The following is a 23129-nucleotide window of genomic DNA, read 5'->3' as shown; positions in this document are numbered from 1 at the left end:
GGGGCGCTATGACGCTCACTGCCGCGCTGCCTCGAAGCGCCGACCCCGACACCCTCTTCGACGCGTTCGCCGGCTGGGCGAAGGAGCGCGGCCTCGACCTCTACCCCCATCAGGAGGAGGCGGTCATCGAGATCGTCTCCGGCGCGAACCTGATCATGAACACGCCGACCGGCTCGGGCAAGAGCCTGGTCGCGATCGCCGCCCACTTCGCCGCCCTGGCCGACAACCGCACCACCTTCTACACCGCCCCGATCAAGGCCCTGGTGTCGGAGAAGTTCTTCGCGCTCTGCGAGGTCTTCGGCGCGGAGAACGTCGGCATGCTCACCGGCGACGCCAGCGTCAACGCCGACGCCCCGATCATCTGCTGCACCGCGGAGATCCTGGCCAACCTCGCGTTGCGCGAGGGCGCCCGGGCCGACGTCGGCCAGGTGATCATGGACGAGTTCCACTTCTACGCCGAGCCGGACCGGGGCTGGGCCTGGCAGGTGCCGATCATCGAACTGCCGCAGGCGCAGTTCGTGCTGATGTCCGCCACGCTCGGCGACACCACCCGGTTCGTCGACGACCTGACCCGGCGCACCGGCCGGCCGACCGCCGTCGTCCGCACGGCCGAGCGGCCCGTCCCGCTGCTGTTCTCGTACGCGATGACCCCGCTGCACGAGACCCTGGAGGAACTGCTCCAGACCAAGCAGGCCCCGGTGTACGTCGTGCACTTCACCCAGGCCGCCGCGCTGGAACGCGCGCAGGCGCTGATGAGCGTCAACGTCTGCACCCGCGCCGAGAAGGACATGATCGCGCAGGCCATCGGGAACTTCCGGTTCACCTCCGGCTTCGGCAAGGCCCTGTCCCGGCTGGTCCGGCACGGCATCGGCGTGCACCACGCCGGCATGCTGCCCAAGTACCGCCGCCTGGTGGAGACCCTCGCCCAGGCCGGCCTGCTCAAGGTCATCTGCGGCACCGACACCCTCGGCGTCGGCATCAACGTGCCGATCCGCACCGTGCTCTTCACCGGCCTGTCCAAGTACGACGGGACCCGGACCCGGCTGCTCAAGGCCCGCGAGTTCCACCAGATCGCCGGGCGGGCCGGGCGGGCCGGGTTCGACACCCTCGGCCGGGTCGTGGTGCAGGCCCCCGAGCACGTCATCGAGAACGAGAAGGCGCTCGCCAAGGCCGGCGACGACCCGAAGAAGCGCCGCAAGGTGGTCAAGAAGAAGCCGCCGGAGGGTTCGATCGGCTGGGGCGAGCCGACCTTCCAGCGCCTGGTCGAGGCCGAGCCGGAGCCGCTGACCTCCAGCTTCCAGGTCAGCCACTCGATGCTGCTCAACGTGATCGGCCGGCCCGGCGACGCGTTCGCCTCGATGCGGCACCTGCTCACCGACAACCACGAGGACCGGGCCGCCCAGCGGAGGCACATCCGGCGGGCCATCGCCATCTACCGGGCGCTGCGGGCCGGCGGCGTGGTCGAGGAGCTGTCCGAGCCGGACGAGCAGGGCCGGCGGGTCCGGCTCACCGTCGACCTCCAGCTCGACTTCGCGCTCAACCAGCCGCTCTCCCCGCTCGCCCTCGCGACGATCGAGCTGCTGGACCAGGAGTCGCCGTCGTACGCCCTCGACGTGCTCTCCGTCATCGAGTCGATCCTCGACGACCCGCGCCAGGTGCTCTCCGCGCAGCAGTTCAAGGCGCGCGGCGAGGCGGTCGCCGCGATGAAGGCCGAGGGCATCGAGTACGAGGCCCGCCTCGAGCTGCTCGACGAGGTGACCTGGCCCAAGCCGCTCGCGGAGCTGCTGGACGGCGCCTACGAGATGTACCGGCAGGGGCACCCCTGGGTGGCCGACCACCAGCTCTCCCCCAAGTCCGTGGTGCGGGACATGTACGAGCGGGCGATGACCTTCACCGAGTACGTCAGCTTCTACGGGCTGTCCCGCTCCGAGGGCCTGGTGCTGCGGTACCTCGCCGACGCGTACAAGACGCTGCGGCAGACCGTGCCCGAGGACGCCAAGACCGAGGAGCTGGTCGACCTCATCGAGTGGCTGGGCGAGCTGGTCCGCCAGGTCGACTCCAGCCTGATCGACGAGTGGGAGCGGCTGCGCAACCCGTCGGACGTGGCGGAGGTGGCCCAGGCCCACGCGGCCCTGGACGACCGGCCGCCAGCCGTGACCCGCAACGCGCGGGCGTTCCGGGTGCTGGTGCGCAACGCGCTGTTCCGCCGGGTCGAGCTGGCCGCCCTGCGCCGCTGGGACCTGCTCGGCGAGCTCGACGCCGGGGACGGCTGGGGCGCCGACGCCTGGGCGGACGCGCTGGAGCCGTACTTCGACTCGTACGACTCAATCGGGGTGGGCCCGGACGCGCGCGGGCCGGCGTGCTCATGATCGAGCAGGGTCGGGACCGCTGGACCGTCCGGCAGATCCTCGACGACCCGGAGGGCGACCACGACTGGGGCATCAGCGCCGAGGTCGACCTGGCCGCCTCCGACGAGGTGGGCGCCGCGGTCGTCCGGATCACCGCCGTCGAGCAGCTGTAGGAATTTCTCTCCGAGGGGCCGTCCGGTGCGTCCGGACGGCCCCTTTTCTACCCTGGGCGATGTCAGGCCCGTCGATTAGAATGTATGTACTAATCGAGTTCCTGACCTGGGAGGATGCTCGTGACCGCGCCCATCTCCACCCCCCTGACGCCGTACGCCACCCTCCTCGGCTTCACCCGGTACGTGGACCGCACCGGGCCCACCAAGGCCACCTTCGTCGGCGGCCTGCGCAAGCACGCGCGAGCCGGCACGGGTTCAACCCGCACGGCCAGTTCGTCAAGGCGCTCAAGGCCGACATCGCGTTCCACACCGGCGGCACGCACCTGGCCCAGGTGCCCGATCTGGTCAAGCCCCGCTGGCGCCCGCTCTACCAGGCGCTCGTCCCCGGGGCGACCGCCTGGCTCCAGTCGCTCGGTGAGCCGGCCGGCGTCGACCTCGCCCAGACCCGGGACGCCCTGGCGATGCTCGGCGACCTGCCCGTAAAGATCAACCCCCACTTCGGCGTCCGGTACGCCGACGGCCGCGCCGAGGCGGTCCGCCTGCACTTCGACGAGGCGCCGCCCAGCGAGGAGGCGACCCTCGCCACCCTGCACCTGATGGCCCGGCACATGGACGCGGTCCTCCCGCACGCCGAGCCGGTCCTCGTCGACGTCCGCCGCGGCGAGGCCCACCGCATGCCCGAGACGGTCAAGCCCGCGCAGGTCGAGCAGTGGCTGGCCGGCGAGCCGCCGCGTTCCGTGCCATCTGGTCCACCGCCGCCTGACCCCCACCACGCCGGCCCACGGACGGATGCCCGGAGAGAGGAGCGCTCGCTCCGGGCATCCGCCTGTGGGCACCCGCCGCCGGCTCAGCCGACCCGGTCCGGGGCGAAGCGGGCGAGCGGGTTGGCCAGCGTCCCGACGAACTGCGGCGACCCGGACGGGTCGGCCAGGTCGAGCATCTGCTGGTTGTCGCGCAGCTGCAGCCGGTTGAGACAGGACAGCGCGAACTCCGGCGCGAACAGGTCGTGGCGGTGGAGCCGGTCGGCCAGGTGCGGGACGCTGTCGGCGTAGTCCGCGACGCACCCGACCACCGTCCGCCAGAACGTCTCCTCGTCGAGGATTTCCTCGGTGGCCAGGATCGCGTTGAGGTGCCGCAGGAAGCAGTCGAACACGTCGGTGAAGATCGACAGGATCTTGTCCTGCTCCGGGACGGCGACCCGGATCCGGCGTACCGGCGGGGGCAGGTCGGCGTCCGGGTCCATCACCACGATCTCCTCGGCAATGTCCTTGAAGATCACCCGCTCCACCGCCCCGTCGTGCAGGACAAGGATGACGTTCTCGCCGTGCGGCATGAACGCCAGGTCGTACGCGTACAGGCTGTGCAGCAGCGGGACCAGGTAGGCGTCGAGGTAGCGGCGCAGCCAGGCCGCGGGCGCGAGCCCGGACTCGGCGATCAGCGCGCCGGCGAACGACCGCCCCGCGCGGTCGACGTGCAGCAGCGACGCCATGGTGGCCAGCCGCCGGCCCGGCTCCAGCCCGGGCACCGGGCTCTCCCGCCAGAGCGCGGCGAGCATCTTCCGGTACGGGGAGTGCCGGTCGGTCGCCGCCTCGTACTGCCGGTGCCGGTAGCCGATCGCCGCCCGCTCGCGGAGGATCGACAGCCGGGCCCGCCGGAACACCGGGTCGGCGGCGACGAGGCCCGCGAGCCAGTCGTTGATGGCCGGGGTGTGCTCCATGTACGCGGCGGAGAGCCCGCGCATGAAGCCCATGTTGAGCACCGACAGGGCGGTCTTCACGTAGTGCCGGCCCGGGTCGGTGACGTTGAAGAGGGTGCGGATCGACTGCTGCGCGAGGTACTCGTCCGGCCCCTCGCCGAGCGGCACCAGGCGGCGCCGGGCGACCTCGCCGGCGAAGGTGACGGCCAGCTTGTTCCACCACTGCCACGGGTGCACCGGGAGCAGCAGGTACCCGGCCGGGTCGAGGCCGAGCCCGGTGAGGGTACGGGCGAAGCCGGCGAGGGCGTCCTCGCCCAACTCGGCGCGGACCAGGGTGTCGTAGTCCAGATCGTCCGCGCAGGTGAAGGTGGTGTGGTCGCGGTGCGCGGCCAGCCAGACCAGCCGGACCGGCCGCCCGGCCTCCGGGGCGTACCGGTGGTACTCGTGCACCCCGAAACCGAGCCGGCCGTTGTTGGCCACGAAGCAGGGATGCCCCTCGGTCATCGCCGTCTCGATCCATTGGAAGTCCGCCCGGACCAGGTCGACCGCGCTCACCTCCGGCCGGCCGAGCTTGTACGCGGCGCCGGCCAGGGTGGAGGTGATCTCCTCCAGGTAGACGGGCAGGACGGCGTCGGTGAGGCCGAGCGCGCCGCGCAGCTCGAGGCAGAGGTCGACGGCGTCCAGCGGCAGTTCCCGGCCGCCGGCGTGCCGGGTGATGCCGGCCGGGTCGAGCTGCCAGTGGTCGAGGGCCAGCACCCGGGCGGCGAAGCGGTACTCCACCGCGCCGTCGTCGGCCCGCACCAGGTAACGGTCGCCGCCCTGCGGCTCCGGGGTGATCAGGCGCTCGTGGGCGAACTCGGCGAGGGCCTTGCGGACCAGCAGCCGGTTGGCGGCGGCCCAGCGCTGCGGGGTCAGGTGGGGCACGGAGGCGGCGGGGGTCACGCGGGCACGGCTCCTTCGGTGGCGGTCCGGAACTGCTCGCGGGTGCAGACGCTGAGCAGGGCGGTCTTCCCGGGCAGGGTGAGCGGTCGGACGACGGTGAAGCCGACGGCCGCGTTGAGCGCGTGCACCGCCGTGTTGCGCACGTCGGGTTCGACCACCACCCGACGGGTGCCCGGGTCGGCGAAGAGCCAGGCCAGCACCGTGGTGATCACCGCCCGGGTGAACCCGTGCACGGGGCTGTCCGGGGGCGCGCAGAGGAAGTGCATGCCGACGTCGCCCTCGGCGGCGTCGTACCGGCCGACGAGGTCGACGTGGGCGGGGTCGTACCGCTCGGCGAGGAAAGCCGGCCGGCCCCGCCACGACCCCAGGTACGCGTCGTGGTGCGGGTGTGCGGCGATCCGCCGGTACTCCTGCGCCACCCGGGTCACGTCGGCGTCCTGCATCAGCCAGAACGCGACCTGGGGTGGGTGACCCAGCCGTGCAGCAGCGCGGCGTCGGTGTCCGGATCGACCCGGCGGAGCGTGAACTCGCCGAGGCGCGGGGCGACCCGGCGGTAGACCGTCCCGGTCATGACGCGACCCCCGCCGGGGCGCCGAATTCCTGGAAGGCGATCCGCCCCTCGATCGGGTAGTGCTCGCGCCCGGTCAGCTCCCGGATGATCCACGAGTTGCGGTACGCGCCCATCCCCAGGTCCGGCGAGGTGACGCTGTGGGCGTGGGTGGCCGCGTTCTGCAGGAAGATCCCCCGGCCGCTGTGGTCGATGCTGTAGTTGCGGGCGACCTCGAACCGTCCGTGGTCGTCCCAGCGGATCCGGTCCCGGATCGGCTCGAGGAAGCCGGGCACCCGGTACCGGTAGCCGGTGGCCAGCACCAGCCCCTCGGTGGTGAGGGCGAAGTCCCGGCCCTGCTCGACGTTGCGCAGCCCCAGGGTGTACGTCCCGTCCGCCGCGTCGTACCCGGCGGCGGTCAGCTCCGTGTTGGTCATCAGCCGGGTCGGCAGCGGAGCGGCGACGCTCCTGGCGTACAGCAGGTCGAAGATGCCGTTGATCAGGTCGGCGTCGATCCCCTTGAACAGCCCCTTCTGCTCCGCCTCCAGCCGGTAGCGGGTGGCCTCCGGCAGGGCGTGGAAGTAGTCCACGTAGTCCGGTGAGGTCAGCTCCAGGGTGAGCTTGGTGTACTCCAGCGGGAAGAACCGCGGCGAGCGGGTGACCCAGTTGAGCTGGTAGCCGTAGGTGTCGATGTCGGCGAGCAGGTCGTGGTAGATCTCGGCGGCGCTCTGCCCGCTGCCCACCACGGTGACGCTCCGCTTGGCGCGCAACGCGGCGCGGTGCTCCCGGTACCGCGCGTTGTGGATCGCGTCGCCGCCCAGCCCCCGGCAGGGCGGCGGCAGGTACGGCGGGGTGCCGGTGCCGAGCACCAGGTGCCGGGCCCGGTGGGTCACCCGCCCGCCCGCCGCGGCGCAGTGCACGACGTACCGCTCGTCGGCCGGGTCGTACTCCACGGCGGTCACCTCGTGACCGAAGCGGACGCTCGGCAGCTTCGCCGCGGCCCACCGGCAGTAGTCGTTGTACTCGCTGCGCAGCGGGAAGAAGCTCTCCCGGATGTAGAACGGGTAGAGCCGGCCGGACTCCTTCAGGTAGTTGAGGAACGAGTACGGCGAGGTGGGGTCGGCGAGGGTGACCAGGTCGGCGAGGAACGGGGTCTGCAGGCGGGTGGACTCCAGCAGCATGCCCGGGTGCCAGTCGAAGTCGTCGCGCGCCTCGAGGAAGAGACCGTCGAGGTCGCGGATCGGTGCGGTCAGGCAGGCCAGCCCGAGGTTGTACGGGCCCAGCCCGACGGCGATGAAGTCGTGGGTCGACATGTGTTCTCCCGCTCAGCCCACGGGGCAGGACAGGTCGCCGGCCGTGCGGCTGCGCACGTACCCACCGGCGTGTCCGGCGATCAGGTCGAGGACGTGGGCGAGGTCGGCCACCGTGGTCTCCGGATTGAGCAGGGTGAGCTTCAGGTGGTGCGCGCCGTCGACCCGGGTGCCCGCGACGAGGGCCGCGCCGGAGGCCGCCAACGCCTCGCGGGCGTACAGGTTGGCGTCGTCGACCAGGTGCGGCGCGACGCCGGCGGGCCGCCAGCGGAACACCACGGTGCTCAACGGCGACCGGGTCACCACCTCGAAGCGGGGATCACCGGTGAGCAGCCGCCAGGCGTCCGCGGCCCGGTCGACCACCTCGTCGAAGAGCGCGCCGACGGCGTCCGGCCCCATCACGCGCAGGGTCAGCCAGAGCTTCAGCGCGTCGAAGCGGCGGGTGGTCTGGATGCTCTTGTCGACCTGGTTGGGGATGTGCTGCTCGACCGCCCGGGCCGGGTTGAGGTAGTCGGCGTGCCAGGTGACGTGCCGCAGCACCCGGCGGTCGCGGACCAGCACGGCGCTGGAGCTGACCGGCTGGAAGAACGACTTGTGGTAGTCGACGGTCACCGAGTCCGCCCGCTCGATGCCGTCCAGCAGGTTCCGCCGGGTCGGCGAGACCAGCAGCCCACAGCCGTACGCGGCGTCGACGTGCAGCCACACGCCGGCGGCGGCACAGATGTCGGCGATCCGCGGCAGCGGGTCGATGGTGCCGAAGTCGGTGGTGCCGGCGGTGGCCACCACGGCCATCACCCGCAGCCCGTCCCGCCGGCAGCAGTCGATCTCCCGGGCCAGTTCGTCGGCGCGCATCCGCCGGTCGGTGTCGGTGCCCACGGTGAGCACCGCGTCGGCGTCGAGGCCGAGCAGCTTCGCCGCCTTCTGCACGCTGAAGTGGCCGGCCGCCGAGGTGATCAGCCGCAGCCGGGACAGCAGTTCGGGGCGGGACGGCCGGGCGCCGGCCCGCGCCCAGGCCTCCTCCCGGGCCAGCAGCAGCGCCTGCAGGTTCGACTGGGTGCCGCCGCTGGTGAACACCCCGTCGGCGGCGGGCCCGAGCCCGATCCGCTCGGCCGTCCAGTCGATCAGCCGGCGTTCGATGAGGGTGGCGCCGGCGCTCTGGTCCCAGGTGTCCATCGAGGAGTTCACCGCGCTGAGCACCGCCTCGCCGAGCAGCGCGGGGATCACCACCGGGCAGTTCAGGTGGGCCAGGTAGCGGGAGTGGTGGAAGAACACCGCGTCGCGCAGGTAGACGTCGTGGAGCTCGTCGAGCGCCGCCCCGGTGTCGCCGAGCGGCCGGTCCAGGTCGATGCCCCGGACGCGCGGGGCCAGGTGCTGCGGGGTGACGCCGGTGCAGGGCCGGTCGACGGTGGCCACCCGGTCGGCCACCCGGCCGATCCCGTCGGCCAGCACCCGGCGGTAGCGCTCCAGCGAGCCGGCGGTGAACAGGTGGTCCCGGCCGGCGCCGGTCGAGGGGGCCTGAACGGTTGCTCCGGGCAGACTCATGGCGGTCCTCAATGGTCGGAGGCGGACCCGAAGGGACGGTCGCGGCGACGCGCGATCCCCGGCGGTCCGGCGTTGATCGAGTGAAGTTAGGTTACCCTAACCTAAGTACAAGTCAACGCACCGCCGTCCGGCGAGTCCACAGTCGGCCGTCGGCGACCATCACGCCGGCAGGCCGGGCCCGGACATGCGAACGCGCCCGCCCGGCACAGGGCCGGACGGGCGCGGACGGTGGAACGGGATCAGGCGGCGGCCAGGTACTTCTCCAGGTCGTCGAGGATCTTGTTGGCGGCGCCGACGCCGATGCCGGTCATCCAGACCTCGTCGGAGACCACGTGGGCCTTGCCGGCCTTCACCGCCGACAGACCCTGCCAGAGGGTGCCGCCGGTGACCTTGGCCTGCTCGGCGGCGGCCTTCTCGCCGTACGCGGTCACGAAGATCACGTCACCGTCGACCTCGTTGACCCGCTCCGGGCTGACCAGGTCGAAGCGCTTGTCCTCCTTGCCGTCGAGCCGCTGCCGGGCCGGGCGACCCAGCCCGGTGTCGCCGACGACGATCCCGGAGAACGAGTCCGGGCCGTACACCCGGATGTTGCCCGGGATGAAGCGCACGATGGAGACCTCCCGCGACGCGGCGTCGCCGAGCTTCGCGCCGAAGTCCTTCGCCCGCTTCTCGTACGTGCTCAGCAGGTCCTTGGCCTGCTGCTCCCGGCCGAGGGCCTTGCCGTCGAGGAGCAGGTTCTCCTTCCAGGTGATGCCGACCTTCTCGGTGAAGACGGTCGGGGCGATCGCGCTCAGCTCGTCGTAGAACTTCTCCTGGCGGAACTTGCTGCCCAGGATGAGGTCCGGCTTCAGCGCGGTGATCGCCTCCAGGTCGGGCTCGGTGAGCACCCCGACCTCCTTGATTCCGGCCAGCTTCTCGGCGCCGAAGTAGGTCGGCCAGCTCTTCGCCTCACCGGCGGTGGCGGCGCCGACCGGCGTGACGCCCAAGGAGAGCGCCGTGTCGATCTTGTCGGTGTCGAGGACCACGACCCGCTTCGGGTCCGCCGGGACCTTGGTGGTGCCCATGGCGTGGGTGATCTCCCGGGTCTCCCCGGTGGCGGTGCCGGCGACCGGATCACTCTCCCCGCAGGCGGTCAGGCCCACGCCGAGGGCGACGGCCACGGTGAGGGCGGCGGCGAGACGACGCATCAGATTCCTTTCGAAGGGTACGAGTCGACGCGCGGCAGGTCCGCGTCGGCGACGGAGGGGCGCGCCGCCGGAGCGGTCGGGCGCGCCAGGGACGGGCTGGTGAGGCCGGGCACCACGAGCGGCGCGCCGGTCACCGGGCAGGGCACGACCACGCAGTCGAGCCCGAAGACGTCGCGGACCAGGTCCGCGGTGAGGATCTCGCGCGGCGGGCCGGCCGCGACCACGCTGCCCTCGCGCATGGCGATCAGGTGGTCGGCGTACCGGGCGGCCTGGTTGAGGTCGTGCAGCACGGCGACCACGGTCCGGCCGCGTTCGGCGCGCAGCCGGTGCAGCAAATCCAGCACCTCCACCTGGTGGGCCAGGTCGAGGAAGGTGGTCGGCTCGTCCAGCAGCAGCGCCTCGGTGTCCTGGGCGAGGGTCATCGCGATCCAGACCCGCTGCCGCTGCCCGCCGGAGAGGGTGTCCACCGGCCGGTCGGCGAGCCCCGCGACGTCGGCCTGGGCCATCGCCCGGTCGACGGCGGCCGAGTCCTGCTCCGACCACTGCCGCCACCACCGCTGGTACGGCTGCCGGCCCCGGCCGACCAGGTCCGCCACGGTGACCCCCTCGGGCACCAGCGGGCTCTGCGGCAGCACGCCGAGGCGGCGGGCCACCTCGCGGGTGGGCAGGTCGCGGATCGCCGTACCGTCCAGCAGCACCGTGCCGCGGCGCGGGGTGAGCAGCCGGGCCATGGTGCGCAGCAGGGTGGACTTGCCGCAGGCGTTCGGCCCGACGATGACGGTGAAGGCGTCGGTGGGCAGGTCCACGTCGAGCCCGTCCAGCACGGTCCGCTCGTCGTAGCCGACGGTCACGTCGCGGGTCGAGAGCATCGGGCCAGGGGTGTCAGGGGTGCGGTTCACGCGGACCTCCGCCGCCGCCGTCGGACCAGCAGGAGCATCAGGTAAGGACCACCGATGGCGGCGGTGAGCACGCCCGCCGGCAGTTGGGTGGGGGCGAAGAGCCGCCGGCCGACCAGGTCGGCCAGCACCAGCAGCAGCGCGCCGACCAGGGCGGCGCAGACCAGTGGGGGCCGCTCGGCGCGGACCAGGCGGCGGGCCACCTGCGGGGCGACCAGCGCGACGAAGTCGACCGCGCCGACCTGGGCGGTGACGGTGGCGGCCAGCACGACGCCGGTGACGGCCAGGCCCACCCGGCGGGCCACCGGGCGCAGCCCGATCCCCCGGGCGGTGTCGTCGTCCAGCGCGGCGCCGTTCAGCGCCCAGCCGGCCCAGGCCAGCACCGGCAGCAGGACGGCCAGGGTGAGCGCGATCCACGCCGTCTCGGACCAGCCCCGGCCGGCCAGGGTGCCGATCAGCCAGATCTGCGCCCGCAGCCCGTCGATCGGGTCGGCGGAGAGCATGACCACCTCGGTCAGCGCCCGCAGGGCAAACGCGACGGCCACCCCGGCCAGCACGAACCGCTGGGCGGCCAGGCCGTGCCGGCGCCGAGGGCGAGCAGCAGCGCGGCGGCCAGCCCGCCGAGCAGCGCCGCCGGGGCGACCAGCACGGCGGCGGCACCGGTGGTGATCGCGACGGTGGCGGCCAGGCCGGCGCCCTGGGTGATACCGATGACGTCCGGGCTGGCCAGCGGGTTGCGGGCGACGCTCTGGATGAGCGTGCCGGCGACCCCGAAGGCCGCCCCGGCCGTCGCGGCCAGCACGATCCGGGGCAGCCGCAGGTCGCGCACCACCAGGTCGTACGGGGTGCCGGCGCCCGACAGCGACCGGAGCACGTCGGCCGGGGCGACGTACGGGGTGCCGAGGGAGAGGCTGAGCACGACGGCGGCGGCGAGCAGCACGGCCGTCACGGCGGCGACCAGCACCGCGCGGCGGCGCACCTGCACGCTCACCGGCCCGAGCCGCAGCAGCGACCGACCGGGCAGCCCGGCGTACGCCGGGCGGGACGAGTCGACGGCGGTCACGCGGCCACCACCTTCGCGCGGCGGACCAGGTACGCCAGCAGCGGGGCGCCGATCAGCGCGGTGACGATCCCGGCCGGCACCTCACCGGGCGGGGCGACCAGCCGGCCGACGACGTCGGCGCCGAGCAGCAGGGCCGGCCCGAGCAGGGCGGAGACCGCCAGGGTCCACCGGTGGTCGGTGCCGACCAGCGCCCGGGCCAGGTGCGGCACGGCGAGCCCGACGAAGGCGATCGGTCCGGCGGCGCCACCGCGGCGCCGGTGAGCAGCACGGCGGCGGCGCCGCCGCCGAGGCGGACCAGGCCGATCCGGTGGCCGAGGCCGCGGGCCACGTCGTCGCCGAGGGCGAGCGCGTCGGTGAGCAGCACGGCGGCGGCGCCGCCGCCGAGGCGGACCAGGCCGATCCGGTGGCCGAGGCCGCGGGCCACGTCGTCGCCGAGGGCGAGCGCGTCGAGGCCCCGGGCGACCAGCGCGGCCAGCACCAGCCCGGCCAGGACGAACGGCAGCACCTGTCCGGCGACGCCGACGTCCCGGCCGGTCAGCCCGCCGACCACCCAGAAGCGGTACTCCTCGAAGGTGCGCGCGTCGATGCTGAGCATGGCGTACACCCCGGCGGCGAGACTGGCGTCGAGGGCCGCGCCGACCAGCGCGAGGGTGACCGGGCTGGCGCCCTCGCGGGTGCCGCTGGCCACGGCGAGGACGAGCAGGCCGGCGGCGAGCGCGCCGGCGACGCCGAACCAGACGTACCCGGCGAGGCTGCCGACGCCGAAGACCGCGATGGCGAGCACCACGCCGAACGAGGCGCCGGCGCTGATGCCGAGGATCCGCGGTTCGGCGAGGGGGTTGCGGGTGAGCGCCTGGAAGAGCACCCCGGCGACGGCGAGCGCGAGGCCGACGATCAGTCCCAGCGCCGTACGCGGCAGGCGCAGCTCCCGGACGATGGTGGTGGCCTCGCCGCCGTCGGGAGCGGTGAGCGCCTGCCACACCTGGTCGACGGCGAGCGGGCGGCTGCCGAGGGCGAGGCTGGCGAGCAGGGCCAGGACCAGCAGCAGGGCCGCCGCCGCGGCGATCGCCGCCCGGCGGCCGGGCCGCCGGCGGCTCGGGACGCCGGCCCGCTGGGGTCGGGTGGCGACGGTGGTCACGGCAGAGTTCCGCCCTCTCAGCTTAGGATCGCCTTACCTTAGCCGAGTCAGTTAGGCGGGCCTAACTCGGATTCGTCGATGCCCCCGGCCCGGTCGGGCCGGCCCGGGCGGTGCAGGCCCCCCGGATGGGGCCGCTACCGGCAACCGGCGGACAATCAGGGCGTTTCCGCCCCTAGGCTGGCCGCATGCGATTCGACCAGCACACCGTCGTCCTCCTGGTCCGCCCGCCGGACCACCCGAGCTGCCGCTGGACGCGGTCGACCGCCTGCAGGACGCGCACCTCGCCCATCAGGCCGGGCTGGTGGAGCAGGGCGCGGTCCTCGCCGCCGGCCCGTGCCTCGGCGCCGACGACGAACGGCTGCACGGCTTCGCCGTGCTCTCGGTGGACCCCGAGATGGCCCGCGAGCTGTACGCCAACGACCCGGCCGTCCGGGCCGGACGGCTGGTCGCCCAGGTGCTGAGCTGGATGGTGCCGGAGGGCAACGTGCGCTTCGAGAAGGTGCCGGTCCCCCGGTCCATGCTGGAGGCGGCGTCGGGCGACTGACCCGGGCTCAGTCCTCCGCCGCCGGGCGGCTGCCGGGCACCACGGGCATCGGCCACACCCCGGTCCGGGGCACCGTCGCCAACTCCACCTGCTGGTCGGCCCAGACGTACGTCTCGGGCAGCAGGTCGGCCACCGAGACCGCGCGTAGCCCGTCCGCCGGGCCGACGATCACCTTGATCGACGGGAAGTAGTCGAGCAGCACCTGCCGGCAGCGACCGCACGGCGGGATGACGCCCCGGCCCCGATCCCCCACCGCGACGATGGTCTCCAGCTCGGTCACGCCCTGGGTGGCGGCGGCACCGATCGCCACCACCTCGGCACACGGTCCGCCGGTGAAGTGGTAGACGTTCACGCCGGTGAACACCCGCCCGTCGGCGCTGCGCGCGGCGGCGGCGACGGTGTGGTTCTCGCTGCGGCAGCGCAGCTTGGCGACGGCGGTGGCCGCCTGCACCAGCGCCCGGTCGGTGTCCCGCATGATCATCCCGTCCGTCGAGCATGTCGGTCGGCGGCCACTCTAGCCCGGCGACGGCCCCGACCGGGGAGGGCGCGCGCGGGTGCGTCCGCGCCGCCGCCACCCGCGCCGGTCGGCGGGCGGTAACCCGGCGGCACTTCGCCGCGGGGCTGCCTATTCTTGGCGACGACATGCAGAATCCAGCCGTACCCGCCGCGCCCGACTCCGTTCGCGAGCTGCACCGCCGCCTCCCCGCCCTGATGTTCCGCGACCAGCGCCGGCTGCAGCGGCGGCTGGACGGGGTCCGCCGGCTGCGCGACCCGCAGCGCCGGGACGCCGCGCTCGCCGAGATCAGCGCCGACGTGACGCGGGCCGAGGCGTGGCTGGCGAGCCGGCGGTCGGCCGTGCCGGTGATCACCTATCCGGCGCAGTTGCCGGTCAGCGAGCGCCGGGACGACATCGCCGCCGCGATCCGGGACCACCAGGTGGTGATCGTGGCCGGCGAGACCGGCTCCGGCAAGACCACCCAGCTGCCCAAGATCTGCCTGGAGCTGGGGCGCGGGATCAGCGGGCTGATCGGGCACACCCAGCCCCGCCGGCTCGCCGCCCGTACGGTCGCGGACCGGATCGCCGAGGAGCTCGGCACCGAGCTGGGCGACGTGGTGGGCTACAAGGTCCGCTTCACCGACCAGGTGGGCGAGAACAGCCTGGTCAAGCTGATGACCGACGGCATCCTCCTGGCCGAGCTGCAGACCGACCGGATGCTCCGCCAGTACGACACGCTGATCATCGACGAGGCGCACGAGCGCAGCCTCAACATCGACTTCATCCTGGGTTACCTCCGCCAGCTCCTCCCCCGCCGCCCCGACCTCAAGGTGATCATCACCTCCGCGACCATCGAGACCGACCGCTTCGCCCGGCACTTCGCCGACGCCGAGGGGCAGCCGGCGCCGATCGTCGAGGTCTCCGGGCGTACCTACCCGGTGGAGGTGCGGTACCGGCCGCTGGTCGAGGTCACCGAGGCCGAGGAGTCCGACGCCGACGACGAGGAGAACGTCCGCGACCAGATCCAGGCGATCGGCGACGCGGTCGAGGAGCTGGCCGCCGAGGGCCCCGGCGACATCCTGGTCTTCCTCAGCGGCGAACGGGAGATCCGGGACACCGCCGACGCGCTGGGCAAGCTCGTGCAGAAGAAGCGGTCGCTGCTGGGCACCGAGATCCTGCCGCTGTACGCCCGCCTCTCCTCCGCCGAACAGCACCGGGTCTTCGCCCCACACGCCGGACGCCGGGTGGTGCTCGCCACCAACGTGGCGGAGACCTCGCTGACCGTCCCCGGCATCAAGTACGTGGTGGACCCGGGCACGGCGCGGATCTCCCGCTACTCCAGCCGACTCAAGGTGCAGCGGCTGCCGATCGAGCCGGTCTCGCAGGCCTCGGCCAACCAGCGCAAGGGGCGCTGCGGTCGTACCTCCGACGGCATCTGCATCCGGCTCTACGACGAGCAGGACTTCGAATCCCGGCCGGAGTTCACCGACCCGGAAATCCTGCGGACCAACTTGGCCTCGGTCATCCTCCAGATGACCTCGATCGGGCTGGGCGACATCGCCGCGTTCCCGTTCATCGACCCGCCGGACCGGCGCAACGTCGCCGACGGCGTGAACCTGCTGCACGAGCTGGGCGCGCTCGACCCGACCGAGGCGGATCCGGCGAAGCGGCTCACCCCGCTGGGCCGGCGGCTGGCCCAGCTCCCGGTCGACCCGCGGCTGGCCCGGATGGTCCTCGAGGGCGAGCGCAACGGCTGCGCGACCGAGGTGGTGGTGATCGCCGCCGCGCTGTCCATCCAGGACCCGCGCGAGCGGCCGGCGGAGAAGCAGGCCCAGGCCGACCAGGCGCACGCCCGGTTCGCCGACTCCGAGTCGGACTTCGTCGCCTTCCTCAACCTCTGGCGCTACCTGCGCGAGCAGCAGCGGGCGCTGTCGTCCAGCGCGTTCCGCCGGATGTGCAAGGCGGAATACCTGAACTACCTGCGGGTCCGCGAATGGCAGGACATCGTCAGCCAGTTGCGCCAGGTGCTGCGTACCCCGGAAGGAGGGCGACCGGCGCGCGACGGCGACGGCCGGCGCGGCCCCGCCGCGGACCTGCCGGAGGAGATCGACACCCCGAAGGTGCACCAGTCGCTGCTGCCCGGCCTGCTCTCCCACGTCGGGCTCAAGGACGCCCAGAAGCACGAGTACCTGGGGGCGCGGGGGGCGAAGTTCGCGCTCTTCCCCGGCTCGGCGCTGTTCAGGAAGCCGCCGCGCTGGGTGATGGCCGCCGAACTGGTGGAGACCTCCCGGCTCTGGGGCCGGGTGAACGGCCGGATCGAGCCCGAGTGGGTCGAACCGCTGGCCCAGCACCTGGTCAAGCGCAGCTACAGCGAGCCGCACTGGGAGAAGAAGCAGGCCGCGGTGATGGCCTACGAGAAGGTCACCCTGTACGGCATCCCGCTAGTCACCTCCCGCAAGGTCAACTTCGGCCGGATCGACCCGGCGCTGTCCCGGGAGCTGTTCATCCGGCACGCCCTGGTGGAGGGCGACTGGCAGACCCACCACCAGTTCTGGCGGGACAACCAGAAGCTGCTGACCGAGATCGAGGAGCTGGAGAGCCGAGCCCGGCGGCGGGACATCCTGGTCGACGACGAGACGATCTTCGGCTTCTACGACGAGCGGATCCCCGCCGACGTGGTCTCCGGCCGGCACTTCGACTCCTGGTGGAAGAAGACCCGCCGGGAGCGGCCCGACCTGCTCACCTTCACCCGCGAGCTGCTGGTCAACGCCGGCCGCGGCGGGGTGGACGAGGCCGACTACCCGGACGAGTGGCGGGCCGACGGGGTGGCGCTGCCGCTGACCTACCGCTTCGAGCCGGGCACCCCCACCGACGGGGTGACCGTCGACATCCCGCTGCCGATGCTCAACCAGGTGCCGGCGGAGAGCTTCGACTGGCAGGTGCCGGGGCTGCGCGAGGAGCTGGTGGTCGCGCTGATCCGGTCGCTGCCGAAGGCGATCCGGCGCAACTTCGTCCCGGTGCCCGACTACGCCCGGGCGGCGCTGGCCGCGATGCCGGCCGGCGAGGAGCCGCTGCTCGACGCGCTCACCCGGCAGCTGCGCCGGATGACCGGGGTCACCGTTCCCCGGGACGCCTGGGACGTGGCGAAGCTGCCGCCGCACCTGCGGGTGACCTTCCGGGTGCTCGGCGAGGACGACCAGCCGGTCGCCGAGGGCAAGGACCTGCCGACCCTGCAACGCCGGCTCCGCCAGGAGGTACGCCAGGTCGTCGCCGCCGCCGCGCCGGACGTGGCCCGGAGCGGCCTGACCCAGTGGAGCATCGGCACCCTGCCCCGCACCATCGAGCAGGTCCGCGCCGGGTACGCGGTGACCGCGTACCCGGCCCTGGTGGACGAGGGCACCACGGTCGGGGTGAAGGTCTTCGACTCGGAGGCGGAGCAGGCCGCCGCGCACTGGGCGGGGACCCGGCGGCTGCTCCGGCTGACCGTGCCGTCGCCGGCGAAGTTCCTCCAGGGGCGGCTGTCCAACGAGGCGAAGCTGGCGCTGAGCCGCAACCCGCACGGCGGGGTGCAGCAGCTCATCGAGGACGCGGCCGGCGGGGCGATCGACAAGCTGATCGCCGACGCGGGCGGCCCGGCCTGGGACGCCGAGGGCTTCGCGGCGCTGCGCGACAAGGTCCGCGCCGACCTCGTGGACACGGTCGTCGACGTGATGGACCGGGTCGCCGGGTGCTCGCCGCCGCGTACGCGGTGGAGCAGCGGCTCGGCGCGACCCGGAACCTGGCCGTGGTGGCCGCCCTCGCCGACATCCGCAACCAGCTCTCCGGCCTGGTGCACTCCGGTTTCGTCACCGAGGCCGGGTACGCCCGGCTGCCCGACCTGCTGCGCTACCTGACCGCGATCGAGCGCCGGCTGGACCGGTTGCCCGGCAACCCGCAGCGGGACAAGCAGCAGCAGGACCGGATCGCGGTGGTGCAGAAGGAGTACCAGGACATGCTCGCCGCGCTGCCGCCGGCCCGCCGAAACTCGGCGGCGGTGCGGCAGATCCGCTGGATGATCGAGGAGCTGCGGGTGAACGTCTTCGCCCAGGCCCTCGGCACCCCGTACCCGGTCTCGGAGCAGCGGATCTACCGGGCGATGGACGACGCCGAGGCCCGCTGAGCCGCCCCGTCACGACAGCGGCTCGACGCCCGGCGGGAGCTGGTCGGTGGCGGTGGCGTCGTGGACGTACTCGAGCAGGATGCGGCGGAGTTCGCGGCCGGCGTGGGTGGGCACGACGTCGCGCCGGCGGGCCACCCCGATGGTCCGGCGTACGCCGGGCGGGGCGAGCCGGGTGACCCGGATGCCGGGGCGGCGGGCGACCACGATGCCGGGCACCAGGGCGACGCCGAGCCCGGCCTCGACGAAGCTGAGCACGGCGTCCATCTCCCCGCCGTCGACCGAGAGGGTCGGTTCGAACCCGGCGTCCCGGCAGGCGTGGAGGGTGGCGTCGCGCAGGTCGTAGCCCTCCCGGAACATCACCAGCGGCTGATCGCGCAGGTCGGTGATGCGCAGCTCGCCGGTGGCCGAGGTGGCCGGCAGCGGGTCGACCGAGGCGACCAACAGGCTCTCCCGCAGGATCGGATCGGCGCGCAGGCCCGGGTCGGTGCCGGCCGACGGCATGATGATCAGCGCCAGGTCGAGGTCACCGCGGAGCAGGTCGCGGACCAGGTCCTGCGAGCCGCCCTCCTCCACCCCGAGGTCGACGGCGGGGTGCGCGTCGCGGAACCGGCGCAGCACCGGCGGCGCCAGGGAGGTGGCCAGGCTGGGGGTGGCGCCGAGGCGGACCCGGCCCCGGCGCAGCCCGACCAGTTCCTGCACCTCCCTCGTGGCGGTGTCGACGTCGGCGAGGATCCGCTTGGCCAACGGGAGCAGCACCTCGCCGGCCGTGGTGAGGGCGATGTTGCCCCTTACCCGTTCGAAGAGCGGGGCCCCGAGGCCGGCCTCAAGGGCGTGAATTTGCTTACTCAACGAGGGCTGGGTTATGCCTACCAGGTCGGCGGCTTGGGTGAAATGTCGTACTTCTGCTACCGCGACGAAGTACCGGAGCTGATGGAGCTGCATCTACATAGCCTACGGCTATCAAGACTGCGAGGTCGATGCATTGGACGACTGATCAAACTGCTCCTAGCGTCGGTCGTGTGGTAATCACGAAAACTCGGTCGCCCATCCGCTCGAACGTCGGCCTGAAGGCCGTCATGGCGGTGACGGGCCTTCTCCTGGTGCTGTTCCTCGTCGCGCACATGCTCGGCAACCTGAAGGTGTTCACGGGGGAGACCTCGTTCGACCACTACGCGCACTGGCTGCGCGACATCGGCACGCCGCTGCTGCCCCACACCTGGTACCTGTGGATCCAGCGCACCGTGCTCACCGTCGCCGTGGTGGCCCACATCGTGGCCGCCACCGTGCTGGCCCGCCGCGCCCGCGCCGCCCGCCCGGTCAAGTACGCGCACCGCAAGAAGGTGCAGGGCAGCTACGCGGCCCGGACCATGCGCTGGGGTGGGGTGATCATCCTGCTCTTCGTGATCTACCACATCCTGGACCTGACCACCGGTCACCTGAACCCGCAGGGCGACGCCAGCAACCCCTACGGCAACGTGGTCGCCGACTTCGCGCCGGAGCGCTGGTACGTCACGCTCTTCTACACCCTCGCCGTCGTCACGGTGGGCTTCCACCTGCGCCACGGCGCCTTCAGCGCGTTCCGCAGCCTCGGCCAGCAGACGCCGAAGGGCGAGCGCCGCGCCCGTACCGGCGCGCTGGTCCTGGCCGTCGCGCTCTGCGCCGGCTACCTGGTGGTCCCGTTCGCCGTACTCACCGGATTGGTGTCCTGACCATGGATCTCTTCATCGAGGGCGACCCGATCGCCGACACCAAGGCTCCCGAGGGCCCGATCGAGACCCGCTGGGACCGCCGCCGCTTCGAGGCGAAGCTGGTCAACCCGGCCAACCGCCGCAAGATGACGGTGATCGTGGTGGGCACCGGCCTGGCCGGCGGCTCCGCCGCGGCGACCCTGGCCGAGCAGGGCTACCAGGTGAAGTCCTACTGCTACCAGGACAGCCCGCGCCGGGCCCACTCGATCGCCGCGCAGGGCGGCATCAACGCCGCCAAGAACTACCGCAACGACGGCGACTCGGTGCACCGGCTCTTCTACGACACCGTCAAGGGCGGCGACTTCCGCTCCCGCGAGTCGAACGTGCACCGGCTGGCCGAGGTCTCGGTCAACATCATCGACCAGTGCGTCGCGCAGGGCGTGCCGTTCGCCCGCGAGTACGGCGGCCTGCTCGACACCCGCTCGTTCGGTGGGGCGCAGGTGCAGCGCACCTTCTACGCTCGGGGCCAGACGGGCCAGCAGCTGCTGCTCGGCGCGTACCAGGCGCTGGAGCGGCAGATCGGCCTCGGCAACGTGGAGATGAACGCCCGGCACGAGATGCTGGAGCTGATCATCGTGGACGGCAAGGCCCGGGGCATCGTGGTCCGGGACCTGGTCACCGGCGAGATCACCACCGAGATGGCCGACGCGGTCGTGCTCGCCTCCGGCGGCTACGGCAACGTCTTCTACCTCTCCACCAACGCCAAGGGCTGCAACGTCACCGCCACCTGGCGGGCGCATCGCAAGGGCGCGTACTTCGCGAACCCCTGCTACACGCAGATCCACCCGACCTGCATCCCGGTCTCCGGCGACCACCAGTCGAAGCTGACCCTGATGAGCGAGTCGCTGCGCAACGACGGCCGGGTCTGGGTGCCGAAGGCCAAGGGCGACGACCGCGCGCCGCGGGACATCCCCGAGGACGAGCGGGACTACTACCTGGAGCGGATCTACCCCTCCTTCGGCAACCTGGTCCCCCGGGACATCGCCTCCCGCGCCGCGAAGAACGTCTGCGACGAGGGTCGGGGCGTCGGCCCGACCAAGCTCGGCGTCTACCTCGACTTCGCGGACGCGATCAACCGGCTCGGCCGCAAGGCGATCGAGGCCAAGTACGGCAACCTCTTCGAGATGTACGAGCGGATCACCGGCGAGGACCCGTACGAGGTCCCGATGCGGATCTACCCCGCCGTGCACTACACGATGGGCGGCCTCTGGGTCGACTACGACCTCCAGTCGACCATCCCGGGCCTGTTCGTGATCGGCGAGGCGAACTTCTCCGACCACGGCGCGAACCGGCTCGGCGCCTCGGCGCTGATGCAGGGCCTGGCCGATGGCTACTTCGTGCTGCCCAGCACCATCGCCAACTACCTGGCCTCCGGCCCGTTCGACAAGGTCGAGGCCAGCCACCCGGCGGTGGTCGAGGCGCGCGCCGACGTCGAGGACCGGATCCAGCGGCTGCTGGCCGTCGACGGCGACCGGACGGTGGACTCGTTCCACCGGGAGCTGGGCCAGATCATGTGGGAGCACTGCGGCATGGAGCGCAGCGAGGCCGGTCTGCGCAAGGCGATCGACGAGATCCGCGCGCTGCGCGAGCAGTTCTGGCAGCGGGTCCGCGTCCCGGGCGACGGCGAAGGGCTCAACCAGTCGCTGGAGAAGGCCGGCCGGGTGGCCGACTTCTTCGAGCTGGCCGAGCTGATGTGCATCGACGCCCTGCACCGCGGGGAGTCCTGCGGCGGCCACTTCCGGGCCGAGCACCAGACCCCGGACGGTGAGGCGCAGCGCGACGACGAGCACTTCGCGTACGTGGCGGCCTGGGAGTACACCGGCACCGGCGAGCCGTCCGTGCTGCACAAGGAAGACCTGAAGTTCGAATACGTCCACCCCACGCAGCGGAGCTACAAGTGAACCTGACCCTGCGCATCTGGCGCCAGAAGGGCCCTGAGGACAAGGGTCGGATGGTGACCTACCAGGTCGACGACGTCTCCCCGGACATGTCGTTCCTGGAGATGCTCGACGTGCTCAACGAGCGGCTGATCCTCGCCGGCGAGGAGCCGGTGGCCTTCGACCACGACTGCCGCGAGGGCATCTGCGGCATGTGCGGCCTGATGATCAACGGCGACGCGCACGGGCCGCAGCGCGGCACCACCGCCTGCCAGCTGCACATGCGGCAGTTCTCCGACGGCGAGACGATCGACATCGAGCCGTGGCGGGCCCGGGCCTTCCCGGTCATCAAGGACCTGGTGGTCAACCGGAACGCCTTCGACAAGATCATCGCGGCCGGTGGGTACATCACCGCGCCGACCGGCAGCGCCCCCGAGGCGCACTCCACGCCGGTGGCCAAGGCCAACGCGGACGCCGCCTTCGAGTCGGCCGCCTGCATCGGCTGCGGCGCCTGCGTGGCGGCCTGCCCGAACGGCTCCGGCATGCTCTTCACGGCCGCCAAGGTCACCCAGCTCTCGCTGCTGCCGCAGGGCCAGCCGGAGCGGTACACCCGGGTGATCGGCATGGTCGACGCGCACGACGAGGCCGGCTTCGGCGGCTGCACCAACGCCGGTGAGTGCACCGTGGTCTGCCCGAAGGGCATCCCGCTGAACACGATCGGCCGGCTCAACCGCGACTACCTCGCGGCGACCGCCAAGCGCGGCGACACCCCGGGCACCTGAGCCCGGCCGTCCACCAGCGCAGACACCGACCGCCGTGCCCTGTCCGGGGTGCGGCGGTCGGCCTTTCCGGCCTTTTCCCCCGGGTACGGGCCCTGGCGGTTGTTGCCGGCACGCTACGAAGCTGATGACGTCAACGTCATCGGGTGGGACCCGGCCTCGTCGGGCCCCGGTGGCTCGCGGTCTTGTCGGTGGTTGCGCTCGCGCTTCTGGCTTTCGGGGTCCCGCTTCCGACCTGGTTGCGCCTGGGGGCTGGGGGCGACCGTCCCCGGCTCCGGGCGGTCAGGCTTGATCCCTGCGCCGGGGACGGTCACCCCCAGCCCCGTCGTGGTCGGCCGCCGCCCGCCCGTCACCGTCTTTCTGTGGTACGCCCCACCGCCTGCGATCTTGGACAGTTTCCGTTCGCTACTGACGCCAACTCTCCAAGATCTCGGGAAGTGCAGACGCCGCTGGCCGGCACCCCTGTCTCGGGGTGCGGCCAGCGGCTTGTTGCGTGTTGCTTGGTTGGGTCAGCTGTTCCAGTGCTGGGCGACCAGGTGGGCGGCCTGCTGCTCCCACTGGGCGTAGGCGTCCGGGTAGGCCGACACCTGCACCGTCTGCGCGGCCTCGGTCAGCGGCATGTCCTGCCACCCGTCGACCTGCTTGAGACCCTTCTCGAACGCCAGGGTGGCGTACTCGGGGTCG

At 72.6% G+C, this 23129-nt stretch carries 11 protein-coding genes and 6 pseudogenes; 7 read left to right on the top strand and 10 right to left on the bottom strand.

What is annotated here, in order from left to right; translation table 11 throughout:
* Positions 1-8: 8 nt before the first annotated feature.
* Positions 9-2521 (top strand): annotated as a pseudogene (locus JNW87_RS05700) (DEAD/DEAH box helicase).
* Between the two features lie 120 nt (positions 2522-2641).
* Positions 2642-3284: pseudogene (locus JNW87_RS05695) on the top strand (hypothetical protein).
* 84 nt (positions 3285-3368) lie between these two features.
* On the opposite strand, the gene JNW87_RS05690 reads toward JNW87_RS05695, so the two are convergent.
* The 8 genes and pseudogenes from JNW87_RS05690 to JNW87_RS05655 form a co-directional block, all read right to left on the bottom strand.
* On the bottom strand, positions 3369-5159 hold the full coding sequence (locus JNW87_RS05690) for an IucA/IucC family siderophore biosynthesis protein (protein WP_238453240.1): 1791 nt from the start codon (positions 5157-5159) through the stop codon (positions 3369-3371).
* Positions 5156-5730, bottom strand: a pseudogene (locus JNW87_RS05685) (GNAT family N-acetyltransferase). The gene JNW87_RS05690 and the pseudogene JNW87_RS05685 overlap by 4 nt, the downstream one beginning before the upstream one ends.
* A complete protein-coding gene (locus tag JNW87_RS05680; RefSeq protein ID WP_238453239.1) occupies positions 5727-7019 on the bottom strand; it encodes a lysine N(6)-hydroxylase/L-ornithine N(5)-oxygenase family protein in 1293 nt (430 codons plus the stop codon). Before JNW87_RS05680 ends, JNW87_RS05685 begins: the two are co-directional and overlap by 4 nt.
* Positions 7020-7031: 12 nt before the next feature.
* Positions 7032-8558 carry an aspartate aminotransferase family protein gene (locus JNW87_RS05675; RefSeq protein WP_238453238.1) on the bottom strand — a complete coding sequence of 509 codons (1527 nt, stop codon included), beginning with the start codon at positions 8556-8558 and terminating at the stop codon, positions 7032-7034.
* Between the two features lie 239 nt (positions 8559-8797).
* On the bottom strand, positions 8798-9745 hold the full coding sequence (locus tag JNW87_RS05670) for an ABC transporter substrate-binding protein (RefSeq protein ID WP_109806052.1): 948 nt from the start codon (positions 9743-9745) through the stop codon (positions 8798-8800).
* Positions 9745-10614, bottom strand: coding sequence for an ABC transporter ATP-binding protein (locus JNW87_RS05665; protein WP_238453246.1), 870 nt, complete (start codon positions 10612-10614; stop codon positions 9745-9747). Before JNW87_RS05665 ends, JNW87_RS05670 begins: the two co-directional genes overlap by 1 nt.
* 26 nt (positions 10615-10640) lie before the next feature.
* Positions 10641-11560 (bottom strand): annotated as a pseudogene (locus JNW87_RS41330) (FecCD family ABC transporter permease).
* A 140-nt stretch (positions 11561-11700) separates the two neighbouring features.
* A pseudogene (locus JNW87_RS05655) lies at positions 11701-12842 on the bottom strand (FecCD family ABC transporter permease).
* Positions 12843-13143: 301 nt separating this feature from the next.
* Between JNW87_RS05655 and JNW87_RS05650 the strand changes: the two are divergent.
* Complete coding sequence (locus JNW87_RS05650; protein WP_238453237.1) at positions 13144-13386, top strand: hypothetical protein; 243 nt, start codon at positions 13144-13146, stop codon at positions 13384-13386.
* A 7-nt stretch (positions 13387-13393) separates the two neighbouring features.
* On the opposite strand, the gene JNW87_RS05645 is transcribed toward JNW87_RS05650, so the two are convergent.
* Positions 13394-13861: a cytidine deaminase gene (locus tag JNW87_RS05645; RefSeq protein ID WP_236648793.1), complete on the bottom strand. Its 468-nt coding sequence runs from the start codon at positions 13859-13861 to the stop codon at positions 13394-13396.
* Between the two features lie 167 nt (positions 13862-14028).
* Between JNW87_RS05645 and hrpA the strand changes: the two are divergent.
* A pseudogene (hrpA, locus tag JNW87_RS05640) lies at positions 14029-18041 on the top strand (ATP-dependent RNA helicase HrpA).
* 9 nt (positions 18042-18050) lie between these two features.
* Here the strand turns inward: hrpA and JNW87_RS05635 are convergent.
* On the bottom strand, positions 18051-18983 hold the full coding sequence (locus JNW87_RS05635) for a LysR family transcriptional regulator (protein WP_238453236.1): 933 nt from the start codon (positions 18981-18983) through the stop codon (positions 18051-18053).
* A 35-nt stretch (positions 18984-19018) separates the two neighbouring features.
* Between JNW87_RS05635 and JNW87_RS05630 the strand changes: the two genes are divergently transcribed.
* Genes JNW87_RS05630 through JNW87_RS05620 form a run of 3 tightly spaced genes read left to right on the top strand, consistent with a single transcriptional unit; the run spans position 19019 to position 22448 of the window.
* Positions 19019-19750 carry a succinate dehydrogenase cytochrome b subunit gene (locus tag JNW87_RS05630; protein ID WP_201750056.1) on the top strand — a complete coding sequence of 244 codons (732 nt, stop codon included), beginning with the start codon at positions 19019-19021 and terminating at the stop codon, positions 19748-19750.
* 2 nt (positions 19751-19752) lie between these two features.
* Positions 19753-21690 (top strand): fumarate reductase/succinate dehydrogenase flavoprotein subunit, encoded by a 1938-nt coding sequence (locus tag JNW87_RS05625; protein ID WP_109806045.1) that lies wholly within the window; start codon positions 19753-19755, stop codon positions 21688-21690.
* On the top strand, positions 21687-22448 hold the full coding sequence (locus JNW87_RS05620; protein ID WP_109806044.1) for a succinate dehydrogenase/fumarate reductase iron-sulfur subunit: 762 nt from the start codon (positions 21687-21689) through the stop codon (positions 22446-22448). The genes JNW87_RS05625 and JNW87_RS05620 overlap by 4 nt, the downstream gene beginning before the upstream one ends.
* The last annotated feature ends 681 nt before the right edge of the window (positions 22449-23129 follow it).

Origin of the sequence: Micromonospora sp. ATA51 (assembly GCF_016802855.1) — a bacterium.
In the GTDB taxonomy this organism is placed as follows: Bacteria; Actinomycetota; Actinomycetes; order Mycobacteriales; family Micromonosporaceae; genus Micromonospora; species Micromonospora sicca.
This window is presented reverse-complemented; position numbering and strand designations above follow the sequence as displayed.